This is a genomic window from Psychroserpens sp. BH13MA-6 (genome assembly GCF_052983595.1).
The window spans coordinates 246,797-260,304 of sequence record NZ_JBRJGE010000004.1; the positions used below are offsets into that span (position 1 = coordinate 246,797).

The 13,508-nt window shown below is 35.4% G+C and carries 13 protein-coding genes; 7 read left to right on the plus strand and 6 right to left on the minus strand.

Features of this window, described 5'->3' with window-relative positions:
* Positions 1–41: 41 nt before the first annotated feature.
* Positions 42–575: a DUF4199 domain-containing protein gene (locus tag ACU8DI_RS10165; RefSeq protein ID WP_447112664.1), complete on the minus strand. Its 534-nt coding sequence runs from the start codon at positions 573–575 to the stop codon at positions 42–44.
* Between the two features lie 161 nt (positions 576–736).
* On the opposite strand from ACU8DI_RS10165, the gene ACU8DI_RS10170 reads away from it, so the two are divergent.
* The 3 genes from ACU8DI_RS10170 to ACU8DI_RS10180 all read left to right on the plus strand — a co-directional run bounded on the left by ACU8DI_RS10170 (position 737) and on the right by ACU8DI_RS10180 (position 3,185).
* Positions 737–988 (plus strand): type B 50S ribosomal protein L31, encoded by a 252-nt coding sequence (locus tag ACU8DI_RS10170; protein ID WP_447112665.1) that lies wholly within the window; start codon positions 737–739, stop codon positions 986–988.
* A gap of 103 nt (positions 989–1,091) precedes the next feature.
* Positions 1,092–2,267 (plus strand): GlmU family protein, encoded by a 1,176-nt coding sequence (locus ACU8DI_RS10175; RefSeq protein ID WP_447112666.1) that lies wholly within the window; start codon positions 1,092–1,094, stop codon positions 2,265–2,267.
* Positions 2,268–2,285: 18 nt separating this feature from the next.
* Entirely contained in the window at positions 2,286–3,185 is a 900-nt protein-coding gene (locus ACU8DI_RS10180; RefSeq protein WP_447112667.1) for a TolB family protein, read from the plus strand.
* Here ACU8DI_RS10180 and ACU8DI_RS10185 read toward each other — a convergent pair.
* Genes ACU8DI_RS10185 through ACU8DI_RS10195 form a run of 3 tightly spaced genes read right to left on the minus strand, consistent with a single transcriptional unit; the run spans position 3,172 to position 7,736 of the window.
* Complete coding sequence (locus tag ACU8DI_RS10185; protein ID WP_447112668.1) at positions 3,172–4,785, minus strand: ABC transporter substrate-binding protein; 1,614 nt, start codon at positions 4,783–4,785, stop codon at positions 3,172–3,174. The genes ACU8DI_RS10180 and ACU8DI_RS10185 overlap by 14 nt on opposite strands.
* Before the next feature lie 3 nt (positions 4,786–4,788).
* Positions 4,789–6,573, minus strand: a complete 1,785-nt coding sequence (locus ACU8DI_RS10190) for a hypothetical protein (RefSeq protein WP_447112669.1) — start codon at positions 6,571–6,573, stop codon at positions 4,789–4,791.
* Between the two features lie 11 nt (positions 6,574–6,584).
* A complete protein-coding gene (locus tag ACU8DI_RS10195; RefSeq protein WP_447112670.1) occupies positions 6,585–7,736 on the minus strand; it encodes an ATP-binding cassette domain-containing protein in 1,152 nt (383 codons plus the stop codon).
* A gap of 146 nt (positions 7,737–7,882) precedes the next feature.
* Between ACU8DI_RS10195 and mtaB the strand changes: the two genes are divergently transcribed.
* A complete protein-coding gene (gene mtaB / locus ACU8DI_RS10200) occupies positions 7,883–9,208 on the plus strand; it encodes a tRNA (N(6)-L-threonylcarbamoyladenosine(37)-C(2))-methylthiotransferase MtaB (RefSeq protein WP_447112671.1) in 1,326 nt (441 codons plus the stop codon).
* A 38-nt stretch (positions 9,209–9,246) separates the two neighbouring features.
* On the opposite strand, the gene ACU8DI_RS10205 is transcribed toward mtaB, so the two are convergent.
* Positions 9,247–9,543: a GNAT family N-acetyltransferase gene (locus tag ACU8DI_RS10205; protein WP_447112672.1), complete on the minus strand. Its 297-nt coding sequence runs from the start codon at positions 9,541–9,543 to the stop codon at positions 9,247–9,249.
* A gap of 116 nt (positions 9,544–9,659) precedes the next feature.
* Here ACU8DI_RS10205 and ACU8DI_RS10210 point away from each other — a divergent pair, with 116 nt between their 5' ends.
* From ACU8DI_RS10210 to cls, 3 genes are read left to right on the plus strand one after another with little or no spacing between them, the layout of a single operon-like run.
* The gene (locus ACU8DI_RS10210) at positions 9,660–10,328 is read left to right on the plus strand and encodes an alpha/beta fold hydrolase (protein WP_447112673.1); all 669 of its coding nucleotides are present in this window, start codon (positions 9,660–9,662) and stop codon (positions 10,326–10,328) included.
* A gap of 41 nt (positions 10,329–10,369) precedes the next feature.
* Complete coding sequence (locus ACU8DI_RS10215; protein ID WP_447112674.1) at positions 10,370–11,314, plus strand: lytic transglycosylase domain-containing protein; 945 nt, start codon at positions 10,370–10,372, stop codon at positions 11,312–11,314.
* Positions 11,315–12,775, plus strand: a complete 1,461-nt coding sequence (gene cls / locus ACU8DI_RS10220; protein ID WP_447112675.1) for a cardiolipin synthase — start codon at positions 11,315–11,317, stop codon at positions 12,773–12,775. It abuts the gene before it with no gap.
* A gap of 1 nt (position 12,776) precedes the next feature.
* Here cls and ACU8DI_RS10225 read toward each other — a convergent pair whose 3' ends face one another.
* A complete protein-coding gene (locus tag ACU8DI_RS10225) occupies positions 12,777–13,463 on the minus strand; it encodes a hypothetical protein (protein ID WP_447112676.1) in 687 nt (228 codons plus the stop codon).
* Positions 13,464–13,508 lie beyond the last annotated feature (45 nt).

Consider the following 13,508-nt stretch of genomic DNA (forward strand, 5'->3'; position numbering starts at 1 on the left):
GCGATTTTGAAAAATTAATGTTTCAAAAATACTGATTTTTTTTAAGCTTCATTCGGATCTTTCTTCTTAATAACCAATGCTACAATTAAACCAACGATGCTAAATCCGAGAAGTTGATAGACAATTGATTTCAAGACGTTGGGTATCGAAAAGAAATTCTCTTCAGCTTCTAGTTGTTGTCTAGCAGTATCGATAGCATCCTGAGGTGCACCAAAATTTTCCATCATAGAAATTTGAGATTCAATAATCTTTTCTTGTAGAATAGCGGCAGCTTCCGTGTCAACAAAATTGAAGATGATCATGCCAAGTAACGCGCTAATCGTAATACCGATTACAATGGTAATGAAATAAGCTGTAAATGCGTTTTTAAAGGAGATAAATCCACCTAAACTGCTACGTGCTTTTGAAGCAGATATAATTCCAAACACGATTACCAATAACATTTGTATAATGCCCAACCACCATTTTGTGAAAAGATCCAAATAGATGGCATAGCCTATGATCGTGAAACAGGATAGAATGAGAGCTAGATATAGCCCATAGTTTGAGGCGATTGATTTTAATGATTTTTCCATAATTTGAGTTGATTGTTTAGTTAATTTAATCGGTTAGTATCTTTTTGCTTAAATTTGTTACAAAATTGACTGATATAAAAAAAGAAATATTTTATTGGTAATTTACAAAATTTACTTAAATTTGCACCTCCAAAATATTAAGGAATTTAAAGTTTAGAGCGATGAAAAAAGGAATACATCCAGAAAATTATAGATTAGTAGCATTTAAAGACATGTCGAATGATGACGTTTTCTTAACTAAATCTACTGCTGAGACTAGTGAAACAATTGATGTTGATGGTGTTGAATATCCAGTAGTTAAATTGGAGATTTCTAGAACATCTCACCCTTACTATACAGGTAAGTCTAAATTAGTTGATACAGCAGGACGTATTGATAAATTCAAAAACAAATACGCTAAGTTTAAAAAGTAAGCTTAGAGCATAATATATAGTTGAAAGCCTTCAGGATTTACCTTGAAGGCTTTTTTGTTTTCTATAATTGATTTACTTTTAACATCTAACTTGACATGCGATTATGAATTATATTCTTTTTGACGGACCATCAAGACAAAATTTGTTGCCGTTTACGTTTACAAGACCTGTAGCTGATATCAGGGTAGGGATTTTGACGATAAGAGAAAAGTGGGAGCAGTTTCTTGGATTTACTACAACAACGCTCACTGAAGATTTTCTAGCTGAAAAATACCCAATGGTTGAAATGGACGAGAATGTGATGATTAATGCCTCGTATTTACCTAATCAAGAATTGGTAGAAATCATTAAAGGATTAGAAGATAATCAAGCCGTATTTCAAGGTGAGGACGTCATTGCTTTTTATTCGAAAGATAGTCAAGATGAAATTGACTTTTCTACCTATCAAGCTATTGAATATGATGAAGAGGTGCTTAAAATTGAGCATACTTGGGATATTTTTGCTAATAACGGTGAAGCGATACAAGCCGATTTCGAGTTATTGACACGCGACAGAACATCTCAACCAATACCTAATTCCAATAATGTCATTAATGCTCAAAACATTTTTATCGAGGAAGGTGCCAAGTTAGAGTTCGCTACCTTAAATGCGAGTACTGGACCCATATATATTGGAGCCAATGCGGAAATAATGGAAGGGAGTATTATTAGAGGACCATTTGCGTTATGTGAACATGCCACTTTAAAATTAGGTGCTAAAATTTATGGACCAACAACGGTAGGTCCTCATAGTAAAGTAGGAGGTGAAGTCAATAATTCTGTCATTTTTGGCTTTTCAAATAAAGGCCATGATGGCTTTTTGGGTAATTCTGTCATTGGCGAATGGTGTAACTTAGGCGCAGATACGAATAATTCTAATCTTAAAAATAATTACGCTGAAGTCAGACTCTGGGACTATCAAAAAGAGGGATTTGCGAAAACGGGCTTGCAGTTTTGCGGCTTAATGATGGGAGATCATAGTAAATGTGGTATCAATACGATGTTTAATACTGGTACAGTTGTTGGAGTAAGTGCCAATATCTTTGGTAGCGGTTTTCCGAGAAATTTCGTGCCAAGTTTTTCTTGGGGAGGCCACTCAGGATTCACGACTTATAACACCAATAAAGCGTTTGAAGTTGCTGAAGTAGTGATGAAGCGTCGCAACATCCACTTTTCAGAAGAAGATAAAAAGATTTTGGAACATGTCTTCGAAATCACAAAACCTTGGAGAAAAAGTTAATTGAAAACAAAATACGATATGAAGTTCATTTGTAATATCATGTTATTATTAGCAACTACGTTTGCGGTTGCACAGACCTACACCATCAAAAATCTCAAACTTAATGATGACAAAAGCCAATACGGTGTTGTGTTTTATAAAGGTGATAAGGTCTATTATACGTCCTATATGCTGGATAATAGAAATAGAGCCAGAAGAGATCAAGATAAACGACTCATTTTTACCATGTTTGAAGGAGATATGACCGAAGATGGTGAAATCATCAACCCAAAACAATTTAATAAGTCTGAGCAGTTTGTGTTCAATACCTCTAGCGCTGCTTTTAGTCCCGACGGTAAATACATGTACATTACCACCAATTTCATGAAGCGTGGAAAATCTTATAAGCGCAAGGTGAAATCAATTAATTTAAATATTCAACGTGGAGAATACATCGAAGGAAGGGGTTGGACCAATTTTGAGGCTTTACCATTTTGTAAACCGAGTTATAATTATGGTCATGCAGCTCTAAGTCCAGATGGCTCTACCATGTATTTTACTTCCAACGCTGACGGTGCGCATGGCCAAACAGATTTGTTTAAGGTTAAAATATTAGGGAATGGTGAATATGGTAAGGTTGAAAATCTTGGAAAAACTATTAATTCACCTCGTAAAGACATGTTTCCATTTGTGAGTCAAGACAACATCTTATATTTCGCTTCCGATCGAGTAGGAGGTGTAGGTGGATTAGATGTTTATAGTTATGACTTAAACGCTAATCCAGAGACAGAAAAACCAAAGTTGTTACCAAGTCCCATTAACTCTAGGAGCGATGATTTCTGTTACATTATCAATGCTGATAAAACAGCAGGTTATTTTTCTTCAAGAAGACCCAAGGGTAAAGGGGAAGATGATATTTATTATTTTACTCTGAAATAGTTTTTCGCACCCGTTTCAAGTCTAATAAGTTAATCGGATTAATGCCTAAATCTTGAACGTTTTTGCCTGTAAAACGAACGACTTCATCATAAAACAAAGGAACTACAGGTGTTTGAGACATCACTAAGCTATCCATTTTACTATAAAGCGTTTCACGCTCTTTCGTATCTGTAATCGTAAATGCTTTGTTGTACCAGGTATCAAAAATCTCACTTTTAAAATGCGTGTAATTGGGACCATTAGGTGCAAAATTCTTGCTATAATACAGCGATAAATAATTTTCAGCATCTGGATAATCGGCCACCCAACTCGCTCTAAACAGATCTAATTTACCATTGGCTTTCGCATCTTTTAAAGTCGCCGCAGGAATCACATCCACATTTACGGTAATACCTATTTTTTGCAATTCACGTTGGATATATTCACAAAAACTTAGGTAGTTACTGGTGGTTGTAATCGTAATTTCTGGGCTTTTAATGCCAGTTTCTGCTTTAAATTGTGCTACTAATGCTTTGGCCTTTTCTGGTTGAAATGAAAAACCGATAGAAGCATCATGACCAGGTAGTCCTTTAGGAATAAAACCACCATTGGCTGGAATTCCGATGCCATTTCGTAAGTAGGTCATCATTTTTTGCTTATCAAAACCAAAATTAATCGCTTGTCTTAAATACGTTGACTGTATTTCTGGAATATCAGAATCCATGAAGAAGGCCAGGTATTCTGTATTTAAATAAGGGCCACGAATCATATTCACCGAGTTGGCATAACGCTCACGAAGCTGACCTGTTGCCGTAAGAATCTCATCTTTGTAAGAGGCATCTAGACCCGAGACAAAATCAATATTTCCTTGGGCAAATTGTAGAAATTCACTTTGTTTATCAGGTAAAAAAGTAATGGCTACCGCTTCCATGTATGGTAGTTTTTTCCCATTCTCATCGGTTTCAAAGTAATTATCATTTTTGCGGAACACCAATTTTAGATTTTCTTCCCAAGCTTTAAATTTAAAAGGTCCTGTACCTATGGGATGCGATCGAAAGTCTGTGTTGTAATGTGATACAATTTCCTTTGGAACAACAGAGCAGTATTTCATGGTTAGCAGTCCTAAAAATACAGGGAAAGGTTGCTTCAATCTAATTTCAAAAGTGCGGTCATTCAAAGCTTTAAACGCGGCCACTTTATTGAGTGTCCAACGTCCTGGTGAGGCAACATTCTTATCTAAAAGTCGGTTAAAACTGTATTCGAAATCTTGAGCAGTAACAGTTCGAGTACCCTGTGTTCCAAAAAGTTCATGTTTATGGAAGAAGACATCATCTCGAAGGGTAAAGGTGTAGGTGAGGCCATCCTCGGAAATGCTCCAATTCTCAGCAATACAGGGTTGAACATTGAGGTTTTCATCCATCTGAACCAACCCATTAAATAACTGGTTAATAGCCCATATGTCTGCATTGTCCTTCGCAAATGCAGGATCCAACGACCCAATATTTTTATGTTCATTATACCTAAAAACTAAATGATCTTTGGATTCTTGACGATCACTTCCGCAGGCAAAAAATAGTAAGAAACCTAGAGCAAATATAAAATGAAATGTGTGTTTTAACATAGATCAACCTTCTGGTAATGCCTTCCAGCTTTTAATGATTTTTGAATAGAAATATAAAAATAATAGACTGATTCCAAAGATGACAAAACTCCAATTAACACCCAGACTTGTAATAAGGCTGCTACAATCATCAGAATATTGATCTATAGAATGGTCTGAACAATAATCGTATTGGTGCATCGATATAATGCCAATGATCAAAAGTATGTAAGTACCAAAGCCAACCATGGTGATGTTTAGACAAATACCTACAATTAATTTTTTCAGCGCTTTACGAAAGAACAGCGGAATTGCTAAAATCACACTGCCCAATAGGAAGGTTAAATACATGGCGAAATAGGTCTCGCTATCACCACGCCCTTGTAGTATATAGGATGTCACTACAGTTAATAGCGTTACAAAAAGCATGAGTACTCCCGTAGTGATTATGGTAAATAAAAGCGCTTTTAATCCGGTGACTCTAAACATTAAAATGATACAACTCAAGAAAAAACTGAACCACATGAAAAAATGAATACTCTCCATGAATGGATTGCTTTGTTTTATATCTTCAATATTATGAAAGACGTTGAAGAGCTGATCATTGTCATAATAGAAATCCGTTAAGTGCTTACTATGGAAGAGGTCTAATTGGGATAAATCAGAATTTTCAATATCATAGACGTCAATGTTAGAGTAGTCTTCATCAAAACGATCTGCAGGTTCAGTTCTAATGAAATTTTTAACTTCAAAATTCTCAGGATGATAAACCAATGCTAACCATGCTTCAGTTGTTAAATTATGATCAATCTTGTATAGGTTCGACAGTGTTAAAAAATCTTCCAACAAATGACTGATTTCAGTTTTATCCTGTCGTTCAAGCAATTCGTAGTTTCGTTTATTTCTTAATTGATGTCGTATAGTAAAATCAGGAGAATAAGTATAATCATAGGAATAATCATAATCATTATAGCCAATACTATAGGCATCTTCAACAAGGGTGTCGTTTTTAGATTTAAAAAATGTAAAGGAAGCATTGTAATACGTTGGTTTCGCTGATTTTACGAAGGGCTCAGGGTTCACTAAACTGTCTTTGTAGTAATAAATACGTAAGGAGTCTGTTGTTTTGTAATACACATAATTTTGGAAGCTAGAATCTTCAAATGTATAGGTTTCTTCAATAGGTATCTTTTTAGTAGAGAGTGTATAGAAACGGTATTCTTGATTGAGAAATGTTAAAGCGTATAAACTATCTTTATTCTGGTTAGTTCTGACATCACAATACAAATCATAAAAGGGTTTTGGATACCGTCTTTGATCTAAAGTGTACGTCGAAATTTTTTCAGACAAAAACATGGCTGCGTCGTTTGAAATCTCGATATGTTTGTTGGTTTGTGCTAAAGGATAGGTTGTTGCTATATAGGACTTGATACCGTAATTATAGGATAAAAAGAAGGTCGTACAACTAAAAATAATGACAAGATAGGCCATAAATTGTCCAAAAATTTTTGTTCCAGACATGGGATAAAAATTTTTGAATGCGTTGTTTTTAAACATATAAATGAGCCACGCTACAATGAGCAGCAAAGAAATAATGGTATTCAAGAAAACAGTTCCATTTTCAAAAAATATGTCTTTAATACGATACTCATGCATGAGTTTCACATTGCTTAAAGTCAGGAAGCCAAATACGAAGAAAATCACATGCAGAGTGAGCGCTATGAGGAGCATCCAAACGATTCTCGTATTCCAAATAGTTGGGAAACGCTCTAATAAATATTGATTGGTGTTATATATAAATTTTCTCATCTTAAATTCGGTTATGATACAAAGAAGCGTCTCGTTGATTTGGTAATATTTCTGGTATAGGTAACCTCTATTTGTTGCTTTCCTAAAACCTCTAAAACTTGCGAGAAAGTGGTGGTTTCGTTAAAATATCCAACATATATACCACCATTGTAAATGAGTTTTTCTAAATGTAAGTCTTCAAATATTTTTAACAGGTTCTCACGTTTGGCATCACAATCTATTTCTATAATGAGTTGGTTGTTTTCGTCTTCAATGATCGCTTTATTATCCTTGTATTGGCCATCTTTTAAATAAATCACTTTATCAGAAATCTTTTCAACCTCATATAATTGCTGGGAACTTAAAATGAGAGCAATGGGATTGTTAATAGAATTGCACACCGATTTTAAGTCTTCAAGGATCACTTGTTGCGCTAAGACATCGAGATTAGCTAAAGGTTCATCTAACAATAATAATTCTGGTTGTCGCAAAAGGGTTCTAGCGAGTTCGAATCGCATTTTATAGCCTGATGATAATTCATGCCATTTAAGGTCCTTATAATTCCATAGTCCGAAACGCGCAATCATCATCAGTACTCTGGTTTCATTTTCTTCAGGTGACATGTTATAATTAGATAATACAAACTTGAGATTATCTTTTAAACTACCATACCACTTTTGTGTTCGCTGAGGTATATACACTAAATGAGATCTCAAATCGTAGTCAGAATGATAGGCGTTTTTAAAATGAAATTCTAGGTGTCCGCCTTGATACTGAATTTCCTTTGCTAAAACTCGTAAAAGTGTCGTTTTTCCATTGCCATTCTCACCAACCAAACCATACACTTCTCCTTTTTTCAGTTTTAATGAAATGGGACCAAGCTTAAAGCGATGACGACCGTAGCTTTTTGTGAGGTTTTTACCTATGACGATAGGAATATTGGTGTCATATTCAGCAATTTGAATTTTAGAAGTTTCCTCTAGAATAGCCATGGCTTTATCAATAAATTCGGTCGTTTTATCTGGATGTCGTTCTTTCCAATCGGTAAGCGCAATGACTTTTCTATATAAATCTAAATTTTGGGTATCCATCACACAATCCATTAATTTTCGGTACCCTAGAACTGTGTCCTTATTTTTGAAAAAGGAAATCACCTCTTGAATTCTAGCTTCAGCTTTCGTCATATATTCTATAAATTATTGCTTATAAACGATAGAGATTGTTAAGACATTGTGAGACATGGAACAATTGTGTAAATTTGCACACTCTAAAATTATAAACAAGTAAATATAATTAGATTTCTGTGCGCACAGAAACTCTATAGGGATATATGGATAAAAAAGTCGCATTTTACACCTTGGGTTGTAAGCTCAATTTTTCTGAAACTTCTACGATTGCTCGGAATTTTTCTTCGGAAGGATTTGAACGCGTTGATTTTAAAGAACGTGCAGATATTTATGTGATCAACACCTGTTCCGTTACAGAAAATGCAGACAAGCGCTTTAAGTCGATTGTCAAACAAGCACAAAAAAACAATCCTGAAGCATTTGTAGCCGCTGTTGGTTGCTATGCACAACTGAAGCCGCAGGAACTAGCAGATGTTGAAGGCGTAGACTTGGTATTAGGAGCAACGGAAAAATTCAAAATCACAGATTACCTCAATGATTTATCCAAGAATGATATGGGTGAGGTACATAGTTGTGAAATTCAAGAAGCCGATTTTTATGTAGGTAGTTATTCATTTGGAGACCGAACAAGAGCCTTTTTAAAAGTGCAAGACGGATGTGATTATAAATGTACGTATTGTACCATTCCGCTGGCACGTGGGATTTCACGCAGTGATACCTTAGAGAATGTCTTACAAAATGCGAAGAAAATTTCAGAAAAAAATATTAAGGAAATTGTATTAACAGGTGTCAATATAGGCGATTATGGTAAAGGTGAGTTTGGCAATAAAAAGCACCAACATACCTTTTACGAATTGGTGGAAGCGCTAGATGAGGTTGATGGTATAGAACGATTAAGAATATCTTCTATTGAACCGAATCTGCTTAAAAATGAAACCATTGAATTTGTTTCAAAAAGTAAAACATTTGTGCCGCACTTTCATATTCCTTTACAAAGCGGGAGTAACACCATTCTTAAATTAATGCGACGTCGTTACATGAAGGAACTGTATATGGATCGTGTTGAAAAAATCAAACAAACCATGCCGAATGCTTGTATTGGTGTGGATGTGATTGTTGGTTTTCCTGGCGAAACTGACGAACACTTTTTAGAGACCTATGAGTTTTTAAGTCAGCTTGATATTTCCTATTTACATGTCTTTACGTATTCAGAACGTGCCAATACAAAGGCAGCTGATATGGCTGGTGTGGTCCCTAAAAAAGTAAGAGCAAAGCGCAGTAAGATGCTACGAGGCTTATCGGCCAAAAAGCGAAGAGCTTTTTATGAAAGTCAAATAGGTAGTCGGCATAGTGTGTTGTTCGAAGGCGAAAATAAAGAAGGGTATATTCACGGTTTTACTGAAAACTACGTGAAGGTAAAATCACCTTGGAATCCAGAACTAGTCAATACACTTCAAGACGTAGCTCTCACAAAAATTGATGATGACGGACTCGTACGTTTTGAATTTATCGAAGAAAGTTTGAGCTAGAAGCAAAAAAAATCCGCTTTTATAGCGGTAAATGCTAGCTATATTCTGATGCCTACGGGCAACATTTTCTTATATTTTCGATGACGCCTAATAAATTTAGCGATTTCTGGACTGGTAGGAACCACACTAATATTGCGTTCAGAAATGTTTTCAAAAACCAAGGTCAAGAATTCTTCTTGAAAATCTTCATCAGTGACAGCGTCAGGAATAATAAGCTTTGTTAAGAAAATTTTGCGGTCTTGTAAAGAATACTCAATTTTTGCTAGTTCAGTACCTACTTTTAATTCGAATTGACGTAAGAAGTCATTGTCTGTTAATTCAGCAGCATCAATCATAATTTTTTGTATTTAATTCAATGGTCGGTAGGGTGGAACTATACTTTTGCATAGTTTTGTGTTGCAAATTTACAAAAAATATCATAGATATTAAAAACCGTATGTTTTAAAGACTTATGCAGCAAGAAATTATACATGTTTATTTAATGCCAGGAATGGCGGCAAATCCTACGATTTTTGAACATATCAAACTCCCAGAAGCTCAATTTAAAATCCATTGGCTCGAATGGTTCATTCCCAATAAGAATGAGACCTTAGAATCTTATGCCAAACGGATGATTGAAAAGATTGAAGCGGCTAATGTGGTATTACTCGGAGTGTCATTTGGTGGTATTTTGGTTCAAGAGATGAGTAAACATATGAATGTGCGTAGGCTTATTGTCGTATCAAGTGTTAAATCGAAGCATGAACTGCCTAAGCGCATGAAATTGATGAAACTCACAAAGGCCTATAAACTATTACCAACTCAATTAGTGGCCAATATTGATGTTTTAGCAAAATATGCTTTTGGAGAAACGGTAACAAAACGTCTGGATTTGTATCGAAAGTATTTATCTGTAAATGATAAACGTTATTTGGATTGGGCCATTGAACAGGTCATCGAATGGGATCAAGATGCGCCATTGAACAACGCTATTTATATTCATGGCGATAAGGATCGTGTATTTCCACACTCATGTAATGGAAATTGCATTGTGATCAAAGGCGGAACCCACATTATGGTCATAAATAAGTTCAAATGGTTTAACGAACATTTACCAAAACTAATCCTGCAAGGCACTTGAAAGCAAGCGATTAATTTTATACATTTATAAAAAAAAGAATTATGACCATTATTAAAAATATATTAGCAGCTATTGGATTGATTTGCGTGTCTGGGCTTTTTATTTTTGCCGTTCAGTCAGATCAAACCAAATCAGAAACTTCTACGGAAATACAACCAACTAAAGAAGTCAACGATTATAATGTTTACGCCCTATCTGTTCCAAAGGATTTAAATTTTGCTGGTGAACCTGTGCCACTCGATAATCCAGATATTTTTGAACGTATGGATAGAGAATTGCTAGTCAATACCTATTGGCAGTCTAACGGACTTCTCATGTTTAAGCGAGCAGAGAAGTATTTTCCTATCATAGAACCAATTCTGAAAAAGAATGGAATTCCAGAAGATTTTAAGTATTTAGCCGTCATAGAAAGTGGACTCACTAATGCCGTATCACCAGCTGGTGCGAAGGGTGTTTGGCAGATTATGCCAGCTACAGGACGCGAGAATGGCTTAGAAGTGAACTCTAATGTAGATGAGCGCTACCATTTGGAGATGGCGACAGAAGTTGCCTGTAAGTACTTAAAAAAGTCCAAAGAAGACTTGGGCTCTTGGACTTTGGCTGCAGCAGCATACAATGCTGGTAACGCTGGTGTTTCTCGACGACTAGAAGAACAAGGTGTATCAGATTATTATGATTTATTACTCGGCGAAGAGACGGGACGTTATTTGTTTAGAATTGTCGCTCTCAAAGAAATATTGAGTCATCCTAAAAAGTATGGTTTCAATTTTACCTCAGATGATCTGTATCAAAATGTGCCTACCTATAAAGTGAAGGTGGATACCGTAGTCACTGATTTTACAAAATTTGCAGAGAATTTTGGTATCAACTATAAAATATTGAAGATTCACAATCCGTGGTTACGCGAACCAAAATTGAACAATGCATCGCGCAAAACTTATTACATAGACATCCCAAAAGAAGGATATTATACGATAAAACCATAGATGATAGCATTTGTAAAGGAGCACGTCTGGTCCATAGTCATAATTATTAACTATTTACTGGTAATTTCAGCAATTGCCACAGTACTCCTTAAAAATATTAATCCTACAAAAACAGTGTCATACATTATTGTATTGGCACTGTTTCCTTTTTTTGGCTTAGTCATCTACTATTTATTCGGACAGCAGTATCGCAAGTCCAAGATTTTTAATCGGAAACACATCGTCAATTCAAACGTCATTCAAAAAGCTAGCCAGAGTTTTAAAATGGAAGGGCGCGACTTAAGAGTCATCAATGAAAAACTGGATGATAAAATAAAACTAGTGAAACTTCTAAAAACGAGTGAGCGATCGCCACTCACCATACGAAATGAGGTAGAAGTGTTGTTTAATGGTGAGGTGAAATTTAAACGTTTGTTTGAAGATTTAAGACAAGCTAAAGACCATATTCATATAGAATATTACGTTATTAAAGATGACGATATTGGCACTGAATTGCTTGACATCATATGTGAAAAAGCAAGAAATGGTGTAGAAGTCAAAATGAGCTATGATGATGTAGGTAGCAAATTGTCTTCGGCAATGAAACGACAACTCGATGAAAGTGGCGTGGTACATTTTCCGTTTATGCCAGTTGTTTTTTCAAGTCTCACAGGAAAATCGAATTACAGAAATCACAGAAAAATTGTGGTAATAGACGGTGTTATTGGTTATGTTGGCGGTATCAATGTATCTGATAATTATGTCAACACGGAAACTTCAAAGCGGTATTGGCGTGATACGCATTTGAGAATTTACGGTGAAGCGGTTAAGGTATTGCAATTTCATTTCTTAACCACTTGGGATTTTGTTACTGATGATAAGGTTGACATAGACATAAAGCCATGTTATTTTCCTGAGGTAGATTGTGAGAAAGATGTCGCTATTCAGATTGCAGCTAGTGGACCAGACACGGATTGGGCGAACATTATGGAGGCTATTTTAACGGCCATCAACAATGCTGAAAGTTATGTTTATATTACGACACCTTACTTTATTCCCAACGATCAGGTTATTACTGCGCTTCAAATTGCCTCCAAAATAGGTGTGGATGTCAAGGTCATTATTCCGAAGGTTTCCGATAGTTGGGTTGCTGAAAACGCTACAAATTCATTTATAGAACCACTATTAGAGGCTGGTGCCGAAGTTTATAGATATTGTAAAGGATTTGTGCACGCAAAAACTATGGTGGTGGATAATGTTTTCAGTACTATTGGTACGTGTAACCTTGATAATCGCAGCTTCAACATAAATTTTGAAATTAATGCTTTAATTTATGATGAATCAGAAAGCTTACTTTTAAAAGAACAATTTTTGAAAGATTTGGACGATTGTGAAATCATTGATTTTGAAAGGTGGAAACAACGCTCTAAATTCTCTAAGTTAAAAGAATCCTTCTGTAGATTGTGGGCACCTTTATTGTAAACTACTGAAGTGTTGTTATCATGCCTTCTTGCGTAGGTCCCTCTTCAAATATCATCTTCTTAATATCTTCATGGATGACATGAAAAGCAATTTCTGAATGCGCATCAGGCTTTGAAATCGCGAACTTTCTATCAATTTTCATGAGTTGCTTGGTTTCTGAAAAGAAGAAACATGCAGGCGCTCCAAACGAATGTTTAAAAGGTCTTATAATATGATTAGCGTCATTATCACGCTCATCAATATAGGTGATTGTGACGTTGGAATTGTAATCTTTAGATCGTGCCTTGGCATTCAATTTCGTATCCCAAAAAAGTATAATAATCTCTACTTGACCTTTATACATTTTAGACATTCTATTAATTTCCTTGATCTCATCTTCATCGATTTTTTCCCAAGCAGATTTTGTAACCAATAAAAAAGGCCTATCTAATTTCGCTGTATTAAAATGACCACCATTTACTTTATTCATTTTAAAGTCTCTAAGATAGCTCGATTTAAGATGATTATTGAAGAGAGAATCATATAAAAACTCCGCACGTTCTGAATCCCCATTTTGAATGGCGGTTTCAGATTGCCTATTATAAGCTCTTAAATGTTTGTCGATTTGGGTGTCGAAGTACCTCTTTTGTTGTTGAGGGAATACTAAAAGCGTACATACAAACATGGTAATGGTTAAACTAATTCGCATGTCTAATTATTTGTAGGTTAACAATTGATTACAAATGTATTAGCG